This is a genomic window from Vibrio sp. STUT-A16 (assembly GCF_026000495.1).
Lineage (GTDB): Bacteria > Pseudomonadota > Gammaproteobacteria > Enterobacterales > Vibrionaceae > Vibrio > Vibrio diabolicus.
Map to the genome: position 1 here is coordinate 2,950,035 of NZ_AP026765.1, position 21,740 is coordinate 2,971,774.

At 44.2% G+C, this 21,740-nt stretch carries 19 protein-coding genes, 1 pseudogene and 1 other annotated feature; of the genes and pseudogenes, 4 read left to right on the top strand and 16 right to left on the bottom strand.

All coding sequences use genetic code 11. The features are described 5' to 3' along the window. Positions 1-48: 48 nt before the first annotated feature. Positions 49-825, bottom strand: coding sequence for a peroxide stress protein YaaA (gene yaaA, locus OO778_RS14000; protein ID WP_005396292.1), 777 nt, complete (start codon positions 823-825; stop codon positions 49-51). A 111-nt stretch (positions 826-936) separates the two neighbouring features. Then, complete coding sequence (locus tag OO778_RS14005) at positions 937-2,370, bottom strand: sodium:alanine symporter family protein (RefSeq protein ID WP_264910094.1); 1,434 nt, start codon at positions 2,368-2,370, stop codon at positions 937-939. Positions 2,371-3,091: 721 nt separating this feature from the next. On the opposite strand from OO778_RS14005, the gene OO778_RS14010 reads away from it, so the two are divergent. After that, positions 3,092-3,277, top strand: a complete 186-nt coding sequence (locus OO778_RS14010) for a DUF3545 family protein (RefSeq protein ID WP_005396294.1) — start codon at positions 3,092-3,094, stop codon at positions 3,275-3,277. Positions 3,278-3,511: 234 nt separating this feature from the next. Here OO778_RS14010 and OO778_RS14015 read toward each other — a convergent pair whose 3' ends face one another. The 3 genes from OO778_RS14015 to nfo form a co-directional block, all read right to left on the bottom strand. Continuing rightward, positions 3,512-4,063: a hemerythrin domain-containing protein gene (locus OO778_RS14015; RefSeq protein ID WP_005396296.1), complete on the bottom strand. Its 552-nt coding sequence runs from the start codon at positions 4,061-4,063 to the stop codon at positions 3,512-3,514. A 112-nt stretch (positions 4,064-4,175) separates the two neighbouring features. Beyond that, entirely contained in the window at positions 4,176-4,856 is a 681-nt protein-coding gene (gene ung, locus OO778_RS14020; RefSeq protein WP_005396298.1) for a uracil-DNA glycosylase, read from the bottom strand. A 283-nt stretch (positions 4,857-5,139) separates the two neighbouring features. Continuing rightward, positions 5,140-6,027: a deoxyribonuclease IV gene (gene nfo / locus OO778_RS14025; protein ID WP_264910097.1), complete on the bottom strand. Its 888-nt coding sequence runs from the start codon at positions 6,025-6,027 to the stop codon at positions 5,140-5,142. A 326-nt stretch (positions 6,028-6,353) separates the two neighbouring features. On the opposite strand from nfo, the gene grcA reads away from it, so the two are divergent. Then, on the top strand, positions 6,354-6,731 hold the full coding sequence (gene grcA / locus OO778_RS14030) for an autonomous glycyl radical cofactor GrcA (RefSeq protein WP_005381814.1): 378 nt from the start codon (positions 6,354-6,356) through the stop codon (positions 6,729-6,731). A 92-nt stretch (positions 6,732-6,823) separates the two neighbouring features. Here grcA and OO778_RS14035 read toward each other — a convergent pair whose 3' ends face one another. The 5 genes from OO778_RS14035 to thrL all read right to left on the bottom strand — a co-directional run bounded on the left by OO778_RS14035 (position 6,824) and on the right by thrL (position 12,498). Then, positions 6,824-7,483 carry an NAD(P)H-dependent oxidoreductase gene (locus OO778_RS14035; protein ID WP_005396301.1) on the bottom strand — a complete coding sequence of 220 codons (660 nt, stop codon included), beginning with the start codon at positions 7,481-7,483 and terminating at the stop codon, positions 6,824-6,826. 115 nt (positions 7,484-7,598) lie between these two features. Then, positions 7,599-8,879, bottom strand: coding sequence for a threonine synthase (gene thrC, locus OO778_RS14040; protein WP_074192051.1), 1,281 nt, complete (start codon positions 8,877-8,879; stop codon positions 7,599-7,601). Beyond that, positions 8,876-9,832: a homoserine kinase gene (gene thrB / locus OO778_RS14045; RefSeq protein WP_047009099.1), complete on the bottom strand. Its 957-nt coding sequence runs from the start codon at positions 9,830-9,832 to the stop codon at positions 8,876-8,878. Before thrB ends, thrC begins: the two co-directional genes overlap by 4 nt. A gap of 20 nt (positions 9,833-9,852) precedes the next feature. Beyond that, positions 9,853-12,312 carry a bifunctional aspartate kinase/homoserine dehydrogenase I gene (thrA, locus tag OO778_RS14050; protein ID WP_074192050.1) on the bottom strand — a complete coding sequence of 820 codons (2,460 nt, stop codon included), beginning with the start codon at positions 12,310-12,312 and terminating at the stop codon, positions 9,853-9,855. A gap of 53 nt (positions 12,313-12,365) precedes the next feature. Then, positions 12,366-12,485, bottom strand: a sequence feature (Thr leader region). Further along, positions 12,421-12,498, bottom strand: coding sequence for a thr operon leader peptide (gene thrL / locus OO778_RS14055; protein WP_074192076.1), 78 nt, complete (start codon positions 12,496-12,498; stop codon positions 12,421-12,423). Its footprint overlaps the feature before it by 65 nt. A gap of 424 nt (positions 12,499-12,922) precedes the next feature. On the opposite strand from thrL, the gene OO778_RS14060 reads away from it, so the two are divergent. Next, positions 12,923-13,393 carry a hypothetical protein gene (locus OO778_RS14060; RefSeq protein ID WP_047009097.1) on the top strand — a complete coding sequence of 157 codons (471 nt, stop codon included), beginning with the start codon at positions 12,923-12,925 and terminating at the stop codon, positions 13,391-13,393. Here OO778_RS14060 and OO778_RS14065 read toward each other — a convergent pair. Together OO778_RS14065 and OO778_RS14070 are read right to left on the bottom strand one after the other, a co-directional pair. Then, positions 13,390-13,872, bottom strand: coding sequence for a putative 4-hydroxy-4-methyl-2-oxoglutarate aldolase (locus OO778_RS14065; RefSeq protein ID WP_065645162.1), 483 nt, complete (start codon positions 13,870-13,872; stop codon positions 13,390-13,392). The two genes, OO778_RS14060 and OO778_RS14065, sit on opposite strands and share 4 nt — an antisense overlap. Positions 13,873-13,927: 55 nt before the next feature. Next, positions 13,928-14,336 (bottom strand): annotated as a pseudogene (locus OO778_RS14070) (DUF3293 domain-containing protein). A 361-nt stretch (positions 14,337-14,697) separates the two neighbouring features. Between OO778_RS14070 and arcA the strand changes: the two are divergent. Beyond that, a complete protein-coding gene (gene arcA, locus OO778_RS14075; protein ID WP_005381824.1) occupies positions 14,698-15,414 on the top strand; it encodes a two-component system response regulator ArcA in 717 nt (238 codons plus the stop codon). Between the two features lie 83 nt (positions 15,415-15,497). Here the strand turns inward: arcA and OO778_RS14080 are convergent, their stop codons facing one another. The 4 genes from OO778_RS14080 to OO778_RS14095 all read right to left on the bottom strand — a co-directional run bounded on the left by OO778_RS14080 (position 15,498) and on the right by OO778_RS14095 (position 21,288). Continuing rightward, a complete protein-coding gene (locus tag OO778_RS14080; RefSeq protein WP_005396313.1) occupies positions 15,498-15,947 on the bottom strand; it encodes a hypothetical protein in 450 nt (149 codons plus the stop codon). 1 nt (position 15,948) lies between these two features. Further along, positions 15,949-18,303, bottom strand: a complete 2,355-nt coding sequence (gene arcB / locus OO778_RS14085) for an aerobic respiration two-component sensor histidine kinase ArcB (RefSeq protein WP_005396314.1) — start codon at positions 18,301-18,303, stop codon at positions 15,949-15,951. Between the two features lie 241 nt (positions 18,304-18,544). Next, entirely contained in the window at positions 18,545-20,293 is a 1,749-nt protein-coding gene (locus tag OO778_RS14090) for a sensor domain-containing diguanylate cyclase (RefSeq protein WP_074192049.1), read from the bottom strand. 35 nt (positions 20,294-20,328) lie between these two features. Next, the gene (locus tag OO778_RS14095; RefSeq protein ID WP_047009093.1) at positions 20,329-21,288 is read right to left on the bottom strand and encodes a TIGR01212 family radical SAM protein; all 960 of its coding nucleotides are present in this window, start codon (positions 21,286-21,288) and stop codon (positions 20,329-20,331) included. Positions 21,289-21,740: the final 452 nt, after the last annotated feature.

Sequence of the window (21,740 nt, forward strand, 5' to 3'; positions counted from 1 at the left end):
TTTCGTTTGTGTTTATTGAGATTAACGTAGACTACGTCTCAATCAGTTTTAGTTTTGCTCTTCGCGTTTAAATACTAACTCTGTTGGTGTCGATTCATCTTCAACAAAGTAGTAACCCGCCGTATCAAACTTAGTCAGGTCTGCCACACTCTCAATACGGTTTTCGATGATGTAACGCGCCATCATGCCGCGCGCTTTCTTCGCGTAGAAGCTGATGACCTTGTATTGGCCATTCTTACAATCTTTGAATACTGGCGTGATCACTTGCGCATCTAAATTCTTTGGCTTCACCGCTTTAAAGTATTCATTTGATGCAAGGTTGATAAGGACGTTATCACCTTGAGCAGAAATCGCTTCGTTAAGCTTGTCCGTAATAACATTGCCCCAAAACTGGTACAAGTTCGTACCTTTGTCGTTTGCAAGCTTGGTACCCATTTCAAGACGGTATGGCTGCATCAAATCAAGTGGTTTTAGTAAACCATAAAGACCCGATAGCATACGCAGATGATCTTGAGCATATTCGAAGTCCGCTTCAGATAAACTTTCGGCGTCTAGCCCTGTGTAAACGTCACCTTTAAATGCAAGAATGGCTTGTCGTGAGTTTTCTGTGGTAAACGTTTCACTCCACTCTTGAAATCGCCCAACATTCAAATCGGCAATCTTGTCGCTCACTTTCATTAAAGAGGCAACATCAGCAGGAGTCAGTTTGCGGCAAACATCGATAAGCTCTTTTGAGTATTCGACCAACTCAGGTTGAGTAAATTTTTCTGTCGCTAACGGAGACTCGTAATCAAGAGTCTTCGCTGGAGAAACTACGATAAGCATGACTTTCCCTTCTCTAATTTTGTTTTTTAATAGGGTACAAAAAAAGCCATGCATTGTCTGCATGGCTTTTTACATCATACTAATAGCTTTCAACTATGAGTGATAGCTCACTTAGTCTTTTTTATCGTTGTACCAAATGCCTTCTTCAAGCTGAGATTTCAGCTCAGGGAAGTCATTCGCATCAAACGTTGGTACTTTACCTTCACCAAGTTGGCGGTTGTAATCTTTTGCTAGCTTAATCACGATGCCAGATAGCAAGATGATTGCCACCAAGTTGACTATCGCCATCAGCCCCATCGAAACATCAGCAAGTGACCATACGACTGGGAGCGAAGCAAGTGCACCAAACATCACCATACCAAGAACAACAACGCGGAAAATGCTTAGGCCCGCCTTGTGGTTGTGCTCTAGGAAGATTAGGTTCGTTTCTGCGTACGAGTAGTTCGCGATGATTGATGTAAATGCAAAGAAGAAGATTGCCACGGCAACAAAGATGCCACCCCAATCACCAACTTGCGAGCTCAATGCACGCTGAGTTAGCTCGATACCCGTCACTTCTGTTGCTTGACCAACATACTCACCTGACATCAGGATGATAGCCACTGTCGCTGAACAGATAACGATCGTATCCATAAATACACCTAGCATCTGAACATAACCTTGAGATGCAGGGTGTGGTGGGTAAGGCGTTGCTGAAGCCGCCGCGTTTGGCGCAGAACCCATACCCGCTTCGTTCGAGAATAGACCGCGTTTAATACCGTTAATCATTGCCTGTGCAATCGCGTAGCCAAGACCACCAGCCGCCGCTTCTTGCAGACCAAATGCACTCTTAAAGATAAGCACTAATACATCAGGTAGCTTCTCTAGATTAGAGAACATGATGAACAGTGCTAGAGCCAAGTAAAGCAGCGCCATGATCGGAACGATCATCTCTGCGACTTTTGCGATACGCTTGATACCACCGAAAATTACAATCGCAGACAGTACTACAACCGCGATACCAACGTACAGGTCACTCCAACCAAATGCGGTGCTCATTGCATTTGCAATTGAGTTAGCTTGTACGGCGTTGAATACCAAACCAAAAGCGATGATTAGGAAAACTGAGAACAATACGCCCATCCAACGCATGCCCAGGCCTTTTTCCATGTAGTAGGCAGGACCACCACGGTAGTTGCCATCATCATCTTTGGTTTTGTATAGCTGCGCCAGAGTACTCTCTGCAAACGACGTTGCCATGCCAAGCATTGCGATCAGCCACATCCAGAAGATCGCGCCAGGACCACCTGCAGTCAATGCAACTGCAACGCCCGCCATGTTACCTGTACCAACACGTGCAGCAAGACTAGTACAAAGCGCTTGGAAAGAAGAAATACCAGCTTTGTCTGCTTTACGACTGTTCTTAAGAACAGAGAACATGTGGCCGAAATGGCGGAACTGAATGAACCCTAATCGAACGGTGAAGTAAATACCAACACCAACAAGAAGATAAACCAGAATCGAACCCCAAAGGAGATCGTTCATCAAATTGATTAAGTCTGTCATGTGTACCTCAAAGTGAGTTGCGCCGGTCTATGCGTCCAAGCCATCCACCAAATTGCCTGCTAAGTGTCAAAGTGTGCTTAGCTTTTTAAGTAATGTTTATGGGCAATCTAGAATCGTAAACGTCGCTTCATGCATCCATTTTACGTACCAGCGTATTTTTTGACGGGCGGATAATGCAACCTAGGAGCGCAAAAATCAATATGCAATTATGATAATAACATTGTTATTTTTCACTATAAAGTCACCAAAAAATAACATAAATGGAAGACTTAACACCCATAAACTGCAACATTTCAATTACCAAATGCCAACATAAATAATTATCGCCCACCAAACAGAACGGAGCCCCATATAATTAAGGCCAAGCTAGTATTCACAAGGTGTTACATAAATTTGCTCTAGTGCCTTACCATCTAATTGAACACTATTTCATCAAACTGGTTTTATGCAACTTTGACCTTTGCACTGTCCCCCCACTCGCCAAATCGAATTAACATTGAAAATCTCTCTATTTAATCGTTTTCTTGAGATCGTTTGTGCATTTTTTAGCCATCACATTGCAATGAAAAGTGTGATTTTGAGAATATTTTTGCACGAAAATGTCATGCTACCGACACAAATGCGAAATATATCATGGTTATTCTCACGGCTATTGTGGTACTTAAAAAACTCCACAAGGACTGGTTACAACAGTTTAGCTTAAGAAAGGTAAAGGTGGCTTATGGAAGGCTTTCAACTAGATGACATTTTTAATCTGGATACTACCTCAACAACCAAATCTCGTGCCAAACCAGTAAAGCGAAAGTGGCGTGAAATAGAAGAGATGAACGACAGGCGCAATTTGCTTAAAGAGCTACGCGAACTTGATGCCTGTACCGACTACAACTTGGAAGACATTAAACTCTAATTCAAACAAAAGGCACCTTAAGGGTGCCTTTTGTTTTTGTTTACAGTAACGGTAAACGACTTGAGTTTAAGCGCCAGGATTTGAGTATGAGTACCGTTATTACTCAATAGGAATTTTCCCGTCTTTTGGTCGAGAAGCGCAAACGATAAATTTACGTCCAATTCTCAATAAATAAGAAATGCAGCTAACAAACCCGAGTGATACTTTCGTTCGCTCAGGTTTTATCGCACACACTTAAACATACTCAGCATCACTTTGACGCACACGTTCAGCTAACTGTTTATAACGATCGGCAATAGTGTCACCAAAAACTGGGTCATCTTCACTGACGCTCCATAAGCTTTCAACATGCTGCCAATCTTCGGTAGTGAATAACTCCTCAATGAGAGGCAGGATTTTTCGCTCCTCTAACTCCAAGTGGCGTCTTTGTGATTCAATGAAGTCCTCTAGGTGGGCCACAAACATGTCTTGAGGCACAACTGCATCCTGCAGGATCATCTCTATCAAGGAAGCAAACTCTTTGGTTTTACTTGCTAACTCTTGATGTTCTTTCTCTAAGTTTTCCATGGTCTGTTGCTTACCATAGTGCTCAAGAAAGTGGTGATAGAGAATATCTTCTTTCGGATGGTGAACTTTTTCTGAATGATTAGAGAGGTAATCAACTATCTCGCTTACTAATGCGTAGTTGATCGCACGTTCTTCTTTTATCTCATTAAGTTTATGGCGCAGTATCGCCAACAGACGAACCATATAGCCGTGTTCGCGTCGAATTCTTTCGATCATCATAGCGTCTCTCCTTAACACCTACTTTTAATAAGTGTACATGAGAAATTTGCCATCAACCTCGAGCGTGCTCAAAAAAACAGCGATAATGGCAGCATTATCGCTGTCTCTTCTTTTATACAGTTAATGGCAAATGCCAGTTGATTGGTGCTTTTCCTTGCGAGGCAAGTAACTGGTTTGCTTGAGAGAAATGCTTACAACCAAAAAAACCTCGGTGTGCTGAGAGTGGTGATGGATGTGGTGCGGCTAACACATGATGTTTATTACGATCAATAAAGCGCCCTTTCTTCTGAGCGTGAGAGCCCCACAATAAAAACACCACGCCTTCCTGATGCTGGTTTATCGCTTCAATCACTCGGTCAGTGAACGTTTCCCACCCCGTTTTTGAATGTGAATGCGCTTTACCTTGCTCAACAGTCAATACCGTATTGAGCAACAATACACCTTGCTCTGCCCAGCTTTGTAAGAATCCATGCTGAGGGATTTGGAACCCTTCAATATCTTGAGCCAGCTCTTTATACATATTAACGAGTGACGGTGGCGTTTTGATTCCAGGAAGCACGGAAAAGCACAAACCATGCGCCTGATTTGGACCATGGTATGGGTCTTGTCCCAGAATCACTACTTTAACATCGTTAAACTCGGTAAATCGAAACGCGTTAAAGACATCTTTCGCTGGCGGGAAAATCGCTTTGCCTGCGGCGCGTTCTGCTTCTACAAAATTCAAAGTGTCTACAAAGTAGCTCTGTTTTTTCTCTTCGCCGATCACATCGTGCCAAGTGGGTGACTGATTCATGGAAAGTTCCTGTCCTAAATTTTGCTTCTATTCTAACGAGCGAAACCCAAACAAACAAAAACTTACCACGAACTTGAGAATAGTAATAAAAGACTAATGCTTCTGTGGCGTTCGAAAATGCCCCTGTCCTGTAATGTGACGATTAGGCATCGGCAAACGAAGCACGCGGCGGCTATATGCGTAAGAAGCAAAAGAGAGTGGTCGAGACATAGTGGCATCCTTCTTTCTTAATTCAAATTGACTTAAGTGGCTAAGAAAGAAAGGTGCCAACTCTGTGATCACATCATTGGTTATCTATCGCCGCTAGATGAAACTGACGCAGTGCGTTGATTTCTTGCTGCCAGATGTCCGGATCAATTGTTTCTAAAATCAGAGGGATACTATCAAATCGAGGGTCTTTCGCGATGTACTCAAAGCAATCCCACCCGATCTCTCCTTTGCCTAATGAGTGGTGGCGATCCACTTTGCTGGCAAGCTCAACTTTTGAATCATTTAGATGCATTGCTCTTAAATAGTGCATCCCAACAATACGGTCGAATTCAGCAAAGGTATGCTCACAATCCTCTTTAGTACGCAGATCGTAACCGGCGGTAAACGTGTGGCAAGTATCGAGACATACACCAACACGTTCTTTGTCTTCCACTTGATCGATGATTTCAGCAAGATGCTCAAACTTCCAACCTAGGTTTGTACCCTGACCAGCCGTATTCTCGATTACCGCGATCACATTCGGCACCGCTTTGTGCGCAAGATTGATCGACTCTGCGATCGTCGCTAAGCACTCCTGTTCCGAGACTTTCTTTAAGTGGCTCCCAGGGTGAAAGTTCAGCAACGTTAAACCCAATTGATTACAACGCTCCATCTCATCGATGAATGCAGCGCGTGACTTATCCAACTTATCCGCTTCTGGTGCACCTAAGTTAATTAGATAAGAGTCATGGGGAAGAATATGTTCTGCGCCGAAACCCAGCATTTTACAGTTCGCTTTAAACGCACTGATGGTTTTTGCTTCTAAAGGCTTCGCCACCCACTGGCGTTGGTTTTTTGTAAATAGTGCGAACGCATTCGCGCCAATTTCGCGAGCTCTCAACGGCGCTTGGTCGACCCCACCAGCAGCAGAGACATGTGCACCAATGAGTTTATTCCCAAGCTTGTTTTTCATGTTTGTCATTTAATCACTTTAGACTTTCAGTATTGCTACCTAAATACAGATAGTTGCGTTAATCAGTTTAAACTTTAAGCTCAATTTGTAGTAAATTTACAACAAAATGAGTTATTAAATATTTTTTATATTATCAAATAAATTGTAATTAGTTTGTTTTCAAAGGTTTTATTGATTTAAATCAACAAAATCACCTTAATAAAAATAATGTTTTTGGTTGTTTTTTGACTTAAATCAATATTAAAATAGTGGATATTAGCTATATAATACTCAGCTCAACGAAAATTCGAAAATTAACACCAATAATCACCACGTAAGTGGTCTAGGAGATAGTGATGATCCAAGGTATCCAAATTACAAAAGCGGCAAACGACGACCTACTAAACTCTATCTGGCTATTAGATAGCGAAAAAAATGAAGCTCGTTGTGTTGCTGCAACTGCTGGCTACGAAGCAGACCAAGTTATCGCAATCAGCGATCTAGGTGAATACGAAAGCCGTGAAGTAGCAATCGAAACAGCTCCTCGCATCGAAGGCGGTCAACACCTAAACGTGAACGTGCTTAAACGCGAAACACTAGAAGATGCAGTTGCACACCCAGAGAAATACCCACAGCTAACAATCCGTGTTTCTGGTTACGCAGTACGTTTCAACTCGCTAACTCCAGAGCAACAACGTGATGTCATCGCTCGTACTTTTACTGAGACGCTATAATCTCAATAAAATCGACTTACTCACATTTAAAAAGCTTGGTCTCAATGGCCAAGCTTTTTTTGTTTTTCCATGCATCTAACCGTTCTGTTCCTTTACGGAGCATTTCTCTGTGACGGATCCTTCTTAAACACTTCAGCCAGTGAGGTTGGGTCAAGCCTTTCTCTTTGTTGTGAAGCGCCTTCTGCCCACCAAATGAGTTGATGTATTGTGCGATTCATATAGCTGTCCCACTGCGTCTGCTGCAATTCATCCGCAACGACACCCTGTTCGTCAAACACTTCTTGCGCTTTCGGAATGTGAATCATCGCCGAGACAGGTAAACATCCAAGTTCAGATAAGAAGGTACGCATCGACACTGCAGCTCGAACACCACCCCATTGTCCAGCAGAATAGGTCACGATAGCACTTGGCTTATAAGAAAACAGCGAACTACCAAAATGGTTAAGCATATTAGCCAAGGCAGGACTCATCGAATGGTTATATTCCGGACTGACCATCACGTACCCATCGGCACTTTGAATTTTGTCTGCCAGTTCTCTCAAGTGGGCTGGCACTTTAGCGCGATGGTAAGCAAACTCAGGCTTAAACACGTCGTCAAAGTCGTAGTTCAATGGGTCAATGATTTCGACGGTATGTTGCGAATACTGATTCTTAAACAACGTTTCACAAGCTCTACTCACTCGCATGCCCAAGCGGGCTGGTCGTGGCGGTGTGCTGTCCCTTACTGAGCCTAGAAAAATCAAAAAATGCATGCTTCTATTTCCATCTTTAAGTTCATTTCTCAATCATAAAGAGAGTCGAGACTTACCGACAATAAAAAAGGCGAATGATTGCTCATTCACCTTTCGTCGTTCATCATTTTAATAATTACTGTACGCGGCGCAGTACTTGTTTCAATGCATCAAAGTCTGCGTCTAGCTCTTCCGATAGCAGTTCCATTGCCGCGTGCTTCGCTAGCGGTGCAGGAAGCTCGATGTCAGATTGCAAAATGTCATCCACCACTTCTTTGAACTTCGCTGGGTGCGCAGTACATAGGAACAGACCGGTTTCACCATCTTGCAGTTGCTCTTCAAGAACGCGGTAAGCAATCGCACCGTGCGGTTCACATAGGTAGCCCAATGAGTACAGGTCTTTCACAGATTGTGCGCTTTGCTCATCTGAAACCGCGCCTTTACCTAGAGTCTCTAGGCCCCACTCTTTCACTCGGCAGAGCTCTTCGATACGCGGCCAGTTGTTCGGTTGACTCACGTCCATCGCGTTCGATGTCGTTGCAACCGTTGGTTTTGGCTCCCACTTACCTGTTTCTAGGTAGCGCGGAACCGTGTCATTAGCGTTAGTTGCAGCGATAAAGCGTTTGATCGGCAGACCCAGCGCTTTTGCCAGTAGACCAGCAGTTAGGTTACCAAAGTTACCACTTGGTACAGACACGACTAGGTTTTCACGCTCTTGTTTACTCATTTGCGCAGCTGCTTCAAAGTAGTAACAGATTTGCGCCATCAAACGGCTGATGTTGATTGAGTTTGCAGAATTCAGACCGATCTCTTCACGCAGTGCGGAATCATCGAAAGCTTGCTTAACCAGAGCCTGGCACGCATCGAAGTCGCCATCGATCGCGACAGTGTGAATGTTCTTGCCTAGCGTACAGAATAGCTTCTCTTGCAGTGGGCTGATCTTGCCTTTCGGGTAAAGAATCACAACGTTGATGTCTTCCATACCATAGAAAGCGTGCGCAACGGCTGCGCCAGTATCGCCAGAAGTCGCAGTCAGAATGGTGATCTTGCCACCGTCCGATACCGCCGCAAGAGATTGCGCCATAAAGCGACCGCCAAAATCTTTAAATGCCAGCGTTGGACCATGGAAAAGCTCTAACGCGTAAACACCGTCTTTGACTTGATTGATTGGCGCAGGGAATTGGAACGCTGCGTCCACAAGCGCGTTAACTTGCTCTTCCGCCAGCTCATCACCGATAAACGCTGATAAAATCTTAGTGCTACGAGAAACAAAGTCTTCTGCCAGTAGCGTATCAACGTCTTCAAACTTTGGTAATTCCGATGGGAAAAATAGACCTTGGTTACGGCCTAACCCTTGGCGAACGGCTTGGCCAAAGGAAACTTGTTCATCATTTTCTTTTATATTGTAAAGCTTCATAGCTCACTTCCTGTTACTTTCGAACCCTGCTTATCTAGACGACAAACGTGGACGAATCCTTCTTCGTTTTGTACGTAGTTCTGTTCTAACCAGCGAGCAACTCGCTCAGCGACATCTTTCTCTTTGCAAATACTGAACAGTGTTGGACCACTGCCAGAAATACCGGTTGCTAACGCACCTGCTGATGCAGCGTATTGACGTGCATTCGCAAAGCCCGGAAGCAGTTTCTCACGATACGGTTCTGCGATCACGTCTTTGATCATTTTTGCAGCTAGCTCTGGCTGACCAGAATGACACGCATGAATAAAGCCCGCAAGGTGACGACCATGAGCAATGATATCTTGTCGACGGTATTGAGATGGTAGGATCTCACGCGCTTCTGCTGTTGATACTTTGATACCCGGATACGCCATCACCCAGTACCAATCGTCAAAGCAAGGCACTTCTTGGCTAATGATACCTAGCTCTTCCAGCATCAATTGCACACCGCCAAGGTAACATGGCGCCACGTTATCATAGTGAATACCACCAGAGATCTTGCCTTCCATTTCTCCCATCAGCGCTAACAACTCTGTCTCGTTAAGCGGCTGACCATGGAATCGGTTTAATGCATCTAATGCAGCAACGATAGAACAAGCACTGGAGCCAAGACCAGAGCCGATTGGCATGTTCTTTTCTAGCGTCATTTCAAGTGGCTTTAGCTCAACGCCTTTTTTATCTAGCTCACGAGCAAACACCAACCAACAATCGTAAACGATGTTCTCTTTTGGCTCTGTAGGCAACTTAGAGACAAAATTACCCGCAGTTTTCAGACTGAACGGCTCAGTCCCTGCCTTAACTTGCACTCTGTCACCTAGCAAGGTCCCATCCACTGGGGACACCGCCGCCCCCAACACATCAAAACCAACACTTACATTACCAATTGATGCTGGGGCATAAACCACTACATCCATATCACTTGAACTCATTCTTGTTATACCCCTAGTTTCCAACCTAAAGTACGCATCACGTCAGAGAATACACCCGCAGCCGTTACCTCAGTACCTGCGCCATAGCCACGCAACACAAGTGGGATTGGCTGGTAGTAACGGCTGTAAAATGCCAGTGCGTTTTCACCGTCTTTGATTTTATACATCGGATCGTTTTCATCCACCGCAGCGATGCTTACTGTGCACTTGCCCTCGTTAATTTCACCAACGTAACGCAGTACTTTGCCTTCTTCTGCTGCTTTAGCCGATAACTCTTTGAAGTAAGCGTCCGCTTCTGGGAGACGCGCCATAAACTCATCAACACTGCCTGAATCATCAAAGCCTGGCGGTAGCGCTTGGTCAACAACAACGTCTTCAAGCTCTAGTGACATGCCCGCTTCACGAGCTAGGATCAACAACTTACGCGCGACATCCATACCAGACAGATCATCACGAGGATCTGGTTCAGTAAAGCCATTTTCTTTTGCGATATTCGTCGCTTCACTTAAGCTCATTCCCTCATCTAACTTACCGAAAATATAAGAAAGAGAACCGGAAAGAATACCGCTGAAACGCTCCAGTTCATCGCCTGCAGAAATTAGGTTTTGCAGGTTTTCAATAACCGGTAGGCCTGCACCTACGGTTGTTTCATACATCAATTTACGACGGGAGCTACGAGCCACATCGCGAAGCTGATGGTAGTACGCCATGCTTGCTGTGTTTGCTTTTTTGTTTGGTGTTACAACATGAAAACCTGCCGCTAGGAAGTCGGCGTATTGTTTAGCAATGTCTTCACTGGAAGTACAATCAACCAATACTGGGTTGATAATATGATTGCGTTGTACCAAAGAAATCAGACGCGCTAGGCTGAACTCTTCTGTTGCTGCTGACATACGATCACGCCAGTGCTCGAGCGGCAAGCCTTCGCTATCAAGCAAAAGACCTTTACTGTTTGCTAAACCACAAACTCGAATCACAATGCCTTTCTCAGCAAGTTTGACTTGTTGGCGTTCGATCTGATCCACCAGCTCGCCACCCACACCACCAACACCAACAACGAACACATCGAGGAAGTGTTTCGAGTTGAATAGGTTTTCGTGACACGCTTTGATCGCCTCAGAAATTTTGTCTTCTGGAATAACGGCAGAAATCGCACGTTCTGATGAGCCTTGTGCTATCGCCACGATATTCACGTTCACTTCAGCAAGAGAAGAGAAGAAGCGAGAAGCCACACCACGCGATGTGCGCATACCGTCACCAACAAGCGTAATGATTGAAACATTATCAATAAACTCGACCGGTTCTAGTAAGCCATCTTTCAGTTCTAGCTCGAACGCATCTGCCAGCACTTGCTGCGCTTTCGCTTTATCTTCAGCCTCAATACAGAAGCTGATGCTGTATTCAGAAGAAGACTGAGTGATCAGAACAATAGATACACCAGCAGACGACATCGCACCGAATACACGGCTCGCCATGCCTACCATGCCTTTCATACCAGGGCCTGATACGTTAACCATGGTTAGGTCGTTAAGTGTTGTAATACCTTTGATCGCAAGATTATCTTCACCAGTATCTTGGCCGATAAGAGTACCTGCACCTTGAGGGTTAAAGCTGTTTTTGATCAGACATGGAATGTGGAATTGAGCAATAGGGGCGATGGTTTTCGGGTGCAGAACGGAAGCACCAAAATAAGAAAGCTCCATCGCTTCTTGGTAGCTTAGTGATTTAAGTAGGCGAGCATCTTCGACTAAACGTGGGTCACAGTTGTATACACCATCAACGTCGGTCCAGATTTCACAGCAGTCTGCGCGTAAGCAAGCTGCAAGAACCGCTGCCGAGTAGTCAGAGCCATTACGACCCAGCGTGACAAGCTCTCCTTTTTCGTTGCCAGCTGTAAAGCCCGGCATAATGTTCACGTGGCCCTGAGGAAGGGGGTTTTGACGGAAGTTTTGCGTTGAAATATCCACATCAACCATAGCTTCAAGATGATCACCTTGGGCATACAGATACTCGACAGGATCGATCAAGCTCGCTTGTTGTCCCTTCGCCTCCAAGACAGCTTTCATCAACTGAATGGAAACACGCTCACCTTTACTAATAATGCGCGCATTTACGTTGTTTGGGCACATACCTAATAGATTGATGCCGTGAACAAATTGACGTAATTGAGATAGCGAGGTTTTCACTTGGTTATCGAAAGCTGAGCCATCAATATTGGGTAGTACTGCTTGGATTTGAGTGAATAGCGTTTTAAACGATTCATCCAACTCTTTGATTTGCAGCTCTGCTTCACCATTGCGCAACGCGCCTTCAATGACTGCAACCAACTTATTTGTTGTTTTACCTGGGGCTGAAAGAACAACCGCCACTTCTTCTTGTTGAGCGTTATTGGCAATGATGTCTGCCGCTCTTAAAAAGCGATCTGCATCAGCTAGTGATGAACCGCCAAACTTCAATACTCGCATCCCTTCCTCCGGTATATCTTCTCAAACTTGTCTAAATTCTGGATAAAAAAGCATAAAAAAAGGCCTGTATCTTGTTGGATACAGGCCTTTTTTGTGAATTTCTTTCGCTCAGCAGCCTGCCCCAACATGTGTCGTGTCGGTAATAATAATGGTCGTGGTCATTACTACTAGGCTGTTAGATGGCATAAATAAATATTCAACGTTAATTGTGTTTGCTTAACTCTACGTTTACCGAGTTTCCGATTCATAGTCAACAAAAAATTGTTTGTTTTTCAGTCTTACAGCGGTTTCTGCTAAGCAATCTTATTGATATTTAAAGCTAATTGGATGTTATTGCTCGTTAGGAAATCTGTCGCTTATTTTTGTAGGGGCTCATCCCATCGTCATCAGTCTCACTTTTTACTCCATAACTAGTCTGATCTTCGTCATAAAGCGTAAGATCAAATTATGAAAGGGAGTTGTTGACACTTAACAACAACTTAACTGTGACCTATGTTCACAGGATCGAATTATTTAGAAAATAGGTGAGCTAGCTTTCATATTCTATGCTTTAATAGTGAGAAGCTTTGGGCACATACTAATAAAAAAGTTGACACAAGGAGTGGTGAGCATGAAAAGAGGGCTTTTTCTGTTGCTGTTTTTTGTGTCTGGCGTTTGTCTAGCAAACGAGCTTCCGCCTCTTCCAGGCAAAGCATCCCCTTCTCCTCATAAACTATTTATTTCCAGCGACAGCTATCAATCTGACAGTTTCGATGTTTGGAATATCGACACGGGTTATGCGTACGAACTCTTTGACTCAGTAGACGTTTACGTCGGTGCACGAGTCAACAACTCTCCAACCCAAAACCAAAGCGGTTTTTTGAGTGGGATCAGCTATCACTTCAATGATCGTGTCACACTAAAAAGTACGGTTCGCTCTTACAAGAATGAGACTGCGGAAGGTATTCGACAAGAAGACAGCAGCCTCGCAGCTGAAGTCTCAAGTCGCGTAAAAATCACCGATAAACTGGATCTTCACGCGACTCTTGATTACCAAGATTGGCAACAAGGTATTGAGGTAGGTTTAGGCTTTCGTTTTTAGAAATCTAATTTTTGCTTTGAAATCAACACACCATTCCAATCAGCGTACACATAATGCTTCGGCTGCACGATTTGGTTTTGCATCGTTAAGGTCACATTGACCTCTCCCATACCTCGCTTCTCTGTCTTAAACGGATTGGTACCAAGTGCTTGCACGCCAATGTCCATCTGAGATATTTGTGCTACGTCGCGTATTGCACCATAGACAATAATACCTTCCCACCCATTTTCTATTCCGAGTATTGCTAATTGATCGCCAAGCAATGCTTTCTGACACGAACCATGTCCGTCAACAATCAATACTTTCCCCGTTCCATCTTCGCCCAGTACTTCACGTACTTTTGAGTTGTCGTGATAGCAACGCACTGTGACAATTTCTCCGTAAAAAGCGGTGCGTTGACCAAAGTTCTGCAGTGGCAAAGTAAGCAGGGTAACTTGGGCTTCAAATTGGTCACAAATATCGGGTGTAATGTCTCTCATATTTCCTCCGTGAATTTTCTCACCCAAGCAGTGCTTCGGTGAGCAGTATCCTTTCCTATACGAGTCGAGGCTTAAGGGAGCCTAACTTATGCAACACTTTCGGCTGTGAGCACGCAATAAGGTAAAGTTGATCATCAATGACGTAGTAAATCGCGTTTTGTTGAAAGTCATTCGCCAATGCCGACCGCCGCCTCTGGTGATAACTCGACGGCAAAGCTTTCCTCATACCATGTAAAAGAGCTGTCACCTACTGTGATAGGCGCGTAATTAACGTGCTGTAGCAGTGTTTCTAATGCTTGATTGCTTATGCAGTTCTCTTCTTTGGACCGCAAATTACTGTATGGGTTCCAAGCGGTTATCACAGCGTAGTTTGAAACGCACCACTCTGCCTCGAATCTAAAAAAAGATTCTGAATAAGCATTCCATAACGATGCGTCTATGTTCGTATTACTTTTTTCTATCATAAGTCTTAAACGATTAATAACAGTTACATTTCATCAATTGATATAAATCAACAAACTGAATGGAATTAACATTTGAGCATTGTTAGCATGCTGTTAACAATATAAAATCCGCTCCATATCTTAGGGTGTTTACGTTTCAGGCCCCACAGAAAGCAGGAAATGAAAGGTAAACAAGCCCTTTAGAATAAACGTCGCCATTGGATACTGGTGAGTTGGCAAAATTCCATGGAGGGCGGATAACTGAAAGAAGTGTTTTTTTGATCAACTTGATTTATTATCAAAATCACATTACCTGTATGTTATATTTTTGCCTAGAATTTATTCTATTAGCACAATTTTGTCACAAATTTAGGTACCGCCAATGCAAACCCCGCAGATTCTTATCGTTGAAGATGAGCAAGTAACTCGTAACACTCTTAAGAGTATTTTTGAAGCAGAGGGATACGCTGTTTTTGAAGCCAGTGACGGTGAAGAGATGCACCAAGTGTTGTCTGACAACTCAGTCAACTTGGTTATTATGGACATTAATCTTCCAGGCAAGAATGGCCTTCTGTTAGCGCGTGAACTACGCGAACAAGCGAACATTGCTTTAATGTTCCTGACAGGCCGTGACAATGAAGTGGACAAGATCCTAGGTCTTGAGATTGGTGCAGATGACTACATCACTAAACCATTCAACCCACGTGAACTGACTATTCGTGCTCGCAACCTACTTAGCCGCTCAATGAGCTCTAACGCGGTGCAAGAAGAGAAACGCTCAGTAGAAAAGTATGAATTCAATGGTTGGGTACTGGACATCAACAGCCGCTCTCTAGTAAGCCCTGCTGGTGATAGCTACAAGCTCCCTCGCTCTGAGTTCCGAGCTCTACTGCACTTCTGTGAAAACCCAGGTAAGATTCAAACTCGCGCCGATCTTCTTAAGAAGATGACTGGCCGTGAACTTAAGCCGCATGACCGTACTGTAGACGTAACGATTCGTCGTATTCGTAAACACTTTGAGTCTGTTTCAGGTACTCCTGAAATCATCGCGACTATCCACGGCGAAGGTTACCGCTTCTGTGGCGATCTAGAAGACTAATTGAATCGCTAATACGCAAAGGGCTTGCTCATTGAGCAAGCCCTTTTATTTTGGGTTTAGCAATTAACGAACAATCACTGAATCTAATAAACCTTATTAATCTTCACGTATTTTTCCACTAACCAGCGCTGTTTACCTGCGTCGTCTAAAAGTACCGCGATATCAACCGATTTTTCTGTGTCCGCGTCTACCTGAGACGTGAAGGCTACTTCCCATTGGCTCTCACTATGAGTTCGAGTTTCTAAAGAGTCTTCATCCACCCACCACTCTTTTTCCCCTTGCTTGATGATAAGCGCTTCGGCAGTCAGGTTGGCTGGGAGTAACTGGTCTCCTTCAAGGTAAAGTGATCCTTGAATGCTTTGCTCTTGTACTTCCCCAACAGTCGGCATCAGGTTCACCCATAAGTTACTTTTGAGCTCGACATTCACCTGGTTAATCGTAATCTGACTGTTTTGTTGCCAGTTCACACTTGGAACGGAACTGCAGCCTGCCATCAATGCTACAACCAACGCCAACGGTGCGATTTTTTTCATGTTATTTCCTTTGTTCCAACCAACTTTTGAGGACTTGAATATCGTTTTGGTATTCATTTTTGATCTCTTCAACCCAGTCTGAAATGTTTTCCCACCATGCTGGCATATCGGGAGATTGCGCTTTCTGCGCCACACTTTGGATACGTTTGAGGCCAATCGAACCTGCAGCGCCTTTAATTTTATGCGCTTCAGAAACAATCCCATCTTGATCTTTCGCCGTCATGTTTGAGTCTAAGACATCAATATAGTCTGGCATCATGTCTTCAAACATTTTTATGCTGTCGTAGACCGGCTTGGCACCAACAATGTCGACGTAAGACTCTAACATATCCATATCGAGCAAGTGTGTCTCAATCACAGGAGAAGGAGTCGGCTCTTCCACTGTTTCTGGAATGCTCTCAGGTTGCTCTTGCGGCTCTACCTGATGCGCGAAGAACTTATCAATTACAGACTGAATGGCATTCACAGCAAGCGGTTTGCTGATGGCATCATCCATACCGTTATCTAAATATTCACGACGATCTTTCATCACATTAGCTGTTAGGGCGACCAATGGAGGCAGATTGTTATAATGCTCGCGATAATAATTTGCGACATCAAACCCCGTCATATCAGGTAGCTGAATATCCAACAACGCCAAGTCATATTTTTCTGGCACAAAGTTCACGAGCGCTTCTTGTCCCGTCATCGCCACGGTAACGGAGTGCCCTAAGCTCTCAAGCAACGATTTGGCAACAGTGACGTTAAGCTCAATGTCTTCGACCATAAAGATGTTGAGATGCACATTATCGCGTTTTGCATCAATGACTGGCTCTTCGAGTTCCACAATAGGAACGTGAATCGATACGGTAAAAGTACTACCAAAACCTTCCTCACTGGCGACAGTAATGTCACCATCCATCATATTGATCAGCTGTTTTGATACCGCCAGGCCTATACCAGTCCCGACAGCATGTAGGTTGTCTTTACCTGATTTCACTTGGTAATACATGGCAAAGATTTTATCGAGCTCGTCTTCTGGTATGCCAATACCTGTGTCTTCCACTTCCATAATAATGGTGGCAAAATCGTCTTCGACATCCGCGCTCACTGTCATCACAACGCCACCTTCTTTGGTAAACTTCATTGCGTTGCTGACCAAGTTCCAAATTACCTGACGCAAACGGGTCGCATCCACTTCAATTGCTTTTGGTAAATCACTCAAACGTTCTAAGTCAAAGCGCAGCCCTTTTTGCTCCGCCATCAAAGCAGAGATGCTTTCAATCTCAGCGACGAAGTCTTCGAAGTTAAGTGGCGCAGGTAATAGTTCTAGCTTGCGGCGATCAAACTTATCCATATCGATAATATCGTTGAAGATGTTCCCTAGCGTAATCGCACTCACATTGATGGTCTGCATGTGTTTGCGCTGCTCTTCTGTCAACGGACTATCGAGAAGCATGCGACTTAAACCCACAATGCCATTTAGTGGCGTTCGCAGTTCATGACTGATGGTTGAGATAAAAGTGGTTTTATCACGGCTTGCTTTCTCTAACGACTCTTCATGACGTTTACGTTCAGTGATATCACGGCCAAAGCCCACCAAGCCAAGGTGACGACCATCTTTGCTGTAAAACGGCACTTTACGCAGTTCAAAGTAGTGTTTGCGTCCATCAGGATACTCAAGCCACTGCTCGTAAGTGATGGCTTGATTATCGGCAAAGACCTTTTGGTCAGTATCAACGATGTGCTCAGCGATTTCTTTGCTATACACATCCCAAGGGCTTAATCCGACTAACTGGTGCTCTTTCTTGCCCGTTAGCTCTTCCATTGCCCGGTTACAACCGGAGAACACACCATCGGCATTGCGGTAGTAAATTAAGTCTGGCGAAGCATCAATAAATGAACGCAGTAGTGCAGTGCGTTCCGCCAGCTCTAACTGAGTACGCTCTCGTTGGAACACCTCGTTTTCGAGATCTTGCATTGCTTCTTCACGAGCTTCTTCTGCTTTAATGCGCTCTTCAATTTCTTGGTTGAGCTTTTCGATGTTTTGTTGCAATTGATAATTCAGTTCTTGGTCTCGCGAGCGCATGTCTTTCAGTTTGGACACCAACTTGGTTAAACGCTGGCGAGACTCTTCTAGCTGATCAACAACAACAGAAAGAAAATAAACCGCCCAAGGTGTAATCAAGAGACCAAAAAACACCGAACGGACAATGTCGATATCGTCGACTCGCCCCTTGAGAGCTAAAGTAATCCCCACCTGCACCACAACGGCTAATGCCACCAGCGCAAGGGCCAGCAAAATCGAGAAACGAACAATCCCCAGTTTGACTAGCAAGTCGACATAATACTGGGCGAGATTTTTCATGGGTTTCATTAACTACTCCATGGTGCTGGCTAGATGTTGCCCTTCAATGATAAAAAACGAGCAGACATATTCGGCCTAACGCAATTTAGGTCTGTGTGATTAGTGAAAAATACGTAGTGCGAACTGCGCTTGCTAAACAAGATAAAAAGATAAGTTAACCAACGAACGCACAGGCTTCGGTAAGTTTAACGTGTTTAATACGGCGATTTAAACAATCAGCTATCAACTTAGAGCAAGCGGTCACAAAGCGTTAGCAAGAACTGGGGTGAATACAGGTGCGATTACGTCCATCAGCTTTGGCTTGGTATAGCGCACTGTCAGCCATGGCAATACCCATTTCCGGTTCATCACCATGTTGAGGAATGTAAGAGACAAGACCGATACTGACCGTGAGACGTTCCGAAGCTTCTGAGCTGTCGTGCTCCATATCGAGTTGTCGAATTTGTTCATGAATACGCTGCGCTACATTGCTCGCGCCTTCCGTTGTGGTATTCGGCAGGATAAAACCAAACTCCTCACCACCATAACGCGCAACACAATCAGAAGAGCGATTGATGACTTTTGTGAATACGGTAGCAACACTGACCAATGCTTCATCACCTTGCTGATGGCCGTAACAGTCGTTGTAATCTTTGAAAAAGTCGATGTCACACAACATGATAGTGAGCGGCAGCTTTTCGCGGGCATGGTGGTACCATAGTACCTGCAGTTGTTCATCGAAGCGGCGTCGGTTCGATACCTGAGTTAAGCTATCCATAAAGCTCAACTTTTCTAACTCTAAATTAGCTCTCTCCAACTTTTGTTCGGCAAGGTAACGTTCAGAAATATCACGCGCCATGATCAGCACACCATTCGTTCCTGAAGCTTTATCTTTAAAGGGCGATTTCACCACATCAAACCACGTACTTTTGCCATCACTGCTAACGACTTTATCTATGTATCGGACAGGTTCTGACTGACGCAATGCATCTAAATCACTAGCAGCTAAGCGAGCGTACATCTCTTCAGGAATGACATCTTGAAGGCGCTTACCGATCAAATCAGACACGTCTGAAATACCTAATGCATTAACGAACGGTTTATTACACGCTTGATAGACCATATTCTCATTGAAGATACCGATAGAGTCAGGGCTAGCGTCAAGAATAGTCTGTAAGATGGTATCCCTTTGCGCCAACGCAACTTCTGTATCTTTACGGCGCTCCATTTCATCTCTCAGGTTCTGCTGCATTTTGTGCCACTCGGTCACATCATGACTAATGGATAATGTACCGATCAGCTCACCACTCGGTGACACAAGGGAATTTTGATTCACTTCCAATAAGCAACTGCGACCTTGTGGATCCGTCGTCCACTTGCGCTCACTCTTTCTGCTAGCCTCACCCATGGAAACCTTTGATGCGCAGGCTTCTTCCCTTCGCCCTTCCCAAAATTGATCAAATGCTCGGTTCGTCGTTAATAAATTCCCTTGGCGATCTTGGGTACAAATTAACTCAGAGAGTGAGTCTAGTGCCGAACGGGCAATCGTTAATTGCGCAAGCTCTTGTTGCTGCTCTTGATGAGTGGCTTGATATGGCTGCGCGTAGATGATCCAAACACGGTGATTGCGCAGCAAACTCTTTCTTCCTGACAACTCCACCTTGATAGATTCGCTTTCAGATAAGCGCCAATCAAATACCTGCTGGCTAAAATGACGACTAGAGACACTGTCGAGAAACGACTCAAGCTCACGAATATCGAATAAAGCGGGATACAAATATCCCGTACCTAGAGAGCGAATACCTAATAACTGCATCGCAGCTTGGTTAGATAACAAGATCTGAGCATGGCCAGTATCCAGCACTATGACTGGATAGGGTGAATCCGTTACGAGTTGCTTAAGTGATGTTTGAAAGTGCAAATAGATCAGTGCTAACGCGCACACGCTAGCAATTAATAACAAGACGACATAGCCATAACCGCCTTGACCATCCCAAAGCCAATTGAGTAACTGATCCATCGTTTAAACCTTTAAAGAAAACTGGTTAAAATATATCAGTTATTTATTGAGCGATCTGCTATTAATTCCGGTTTAGTATAGATAAAAGCGTTTCCCGTTAGGCTTCCTTGAGCACCATGTTCACTGAGGGCTCGACCAATTTCAGTCATCGCCAGCCAGCGATTTTCACACCACAGTGGCGATAATAAGGTAGGTCTACGAGCAGCTGATGAAACGCGATGGTAAATCACGTCCGGTGGCGTCATACGAATCATCTCACTGGCAATTGCGACATATTCTTCTAGCTCTGGCGCCTCTAATCGTCCTGCACGCCACGCTTTCGCCATGGTGCTGCCTTCCACAATATGCAAGCCATGTAACTTAATGCCATCCGTGCCCACGGCTAACACTTTTTGCAGCGTCTCAATATTATCGTCGCGGCTTTCTTTCGGTAATCCAACAATTAAATGAGTACAGACTTTAATACCTAGCGCACGCGCACGCTTGGTGATCTCGGCATAACATTCGAAATCATGACCGCGATTGATGCGCTTAAGGGTGTCGTTATTAGCGGTTTGAAGCCCTAACTCTAGCCAAATTTCATAACCTTGCTGTACATAGTCAGACAACAAATCTAATACGGCATCAGGCACGCAATCTGGACGAGTCCCGACACACAATCCCACAATATCAGCCGCTTTTAGTGCTTCTTCATACATATTTTTCAGCACTTGCACTTCCGCATAAGTACTGGTGTAAGCCTGAAAATAAGCAAGATACTTCTTCGCTCGATGAATTTCACCCGCACGATCTTTCAACTGATCGTGAATACTCTTTATCTGTACTTCTTCATCCGCAAACGAAGCCACATTACAAAAAGTACATCCTCCCCGACCAATCGTGCCATCTCGGTTAGGGCAACTAAATCCACCGTGCAACGTTAGTTTATGGACTTTTTCACCGTATCGACGCTGAAGATCTTGGCCGATTGTATTGACCAACTCATGTAACTGCATAAATTCTCACCAACAATGAACCGTAATCAATCTCACTACGATCTGTGTAAATAAATTACATCCCTGCAAGAAAAAACACACAATACTAGTCAATTCAAACAAACATCATACGGCTCAAAATCAATAAACCTGCATAAATACAGATAAAAAACGTTCATGTTGCGTAAATGTTAAACTAAAAATGCATAATTAAACGAAAAAATTGGGTCACAACGTCGACTTTTTCATTGCATTCTGAAGTGACAAAATTGTAGGATACTTACACAACCCCGTTATTTTTGTGACTTTTATTACAAAGTACACTGCGGGATTTGTCGGTGTTATCCCACTCCTACCTATATAAATCACTAAATAGTGGCAATAAATAAAGGGATACCACCAAGGATTGTTTTTCTCGCAAAACTTTTCCTGCGAGATACGGAAAGGAATCAAGATCGGTCAACCTAGATCGG

What these genes read in the sequence shown, in the direction of transcription:
- OO778_RS14080 (WP_005396313.1), bottom strand. Translation starts at nt 15,947, where the DNA reads ATGAAAAAAATCGCACCGTTGGCGTTGGTTGTAGCATTGATGGCAGGC.
- OO778_RS14010 (WP_005396294.1), top strand. Translation starts at nt 3,092, where the DNA reads ATGGAAGGCTTTCAACTAGATGACATTTTTAATCTGGATACTACCTCA.
- yaaA (WP_005396292.1), bottom strand. Translation starts at nt 825, where the DNA reads ATGCTTATCGTAGTTTCTCCAGCGAAGACTCTTGATTACGAGTCTCCG.
- arcA (WP_005381824.1), top strand. Translation starts at nt 14,698, where the DNA reads ATGCAAACCCCGCAGATTCTTATCGTTGAAGATGAGCAAGTAACTCGT.
- grcA (WP_005381814.1), top strand. Translation starts at nt 6,354, where the DNA reads ATGATCCAAGGTATCCAAATTACAAAAGCGGCAAACGACGACCTACTA.
- thrA (WP_074192050.1), bottom strand. Translation starts at nt 12,312, where the DNA reads ATGCGAGTATTGAAGTTTGGCGGTTCATCACTAGCTGATGCAGATCGC.
- OO778_RS14005 (WP_264910094.1), bottom strand. Translation starts at nt 2,370, where the DNA reads ATGACAGACTTAATCAATTTGATGAACGATCTCCTTTGGGGTTCGATT.
- OO778_RS14090 (WP_074192049.1), bottom strand. Translation starts at nt 20,293, where the DNA reads ATGGATCAGTTACTCAATTGGCTTTGGGATGGTCAAGGCGGTTATGGC.
- thrL (WP_074192076.1), bottom strand. Translation starts at nt 12,498, where the DNA reads ATGCCATCTAACAGCCTAGTAGTAATGACCACGACCATTATTATTACC.
- arcB (WP_005396314.1), bottom strand. Translation starts at nt 18,303, where the DNA reads ATGAAACCCATGAAAAATCTCGCCCAGTATTATGTCGACTTGCTAGTC.
- nfo (WP_264910097.1), bottom strand. Translation starts at nt 6,027, where the DNA reads ATGACAAACATGAAAAACAAGCTTGGGAATAAACTCATTGGTGCACAT.
- OO778_RS14015 (WP_005396296.1), bottom strand. Translation starts at nt 4,063, where the DNA reads ATGATGATCGAAAGAATTCGACGCGAACACGGCTATATGGTTCGTCTG.
- OO778_RS14060 (WP_047009097.1), top strand. Translation starts at nt 12,923, where the DNA reads ATGAAAAGAGGGCTTTTTCTGTTGCTGTTTTTTGTGTCTGGCGTTTGT.
- thrB (WP_047009099.1), bottom strand. Translation starts at nt 9,832, where the DNA reads ATGGATGTAGTGGTTTATGCCCCAGCATCAATTGGTAATGTAAGTGTT.
- ung (WP_005396298.1), bottom strand. Translation starts at nt 4,856, where the DNA reads ATGAATCAGTCACCCACTTGGCACGATGTGATCGGCGAAGAGAAAAAA.
- thrC (WP_074192051.1), bottom strand. Translation starts at nt 8,879, where the DNA reads ATGAAGCTTTACAATATAAAAGAAAATGATGAACAAGTTTCCTTTGGC.
- OO778_RS14035 (WP_005396301.1), bottom strand. Translation starts at nt 7,483, where the DNA reads ATGCATTTTTTGATTTTTCTAGGCTCAGTAAGGGACAGCACACCGCCA.
- OO778_RS14065 (WP_065645162.1), bottom strand. Translation starts at nt 13,872, where the DNA reads ATGAGAGACATTACACCCGATATTTGTGACCAATTTGAAGCCCAAGTT.
- OO778_RS14095 (WP_047009093.1), bottom strand. Translation starts at nt 21,288, where the DNA reads ATGCAGTTACATGAGTTGGTCAATACAATCGGCCAAGATCTTCAGCGT.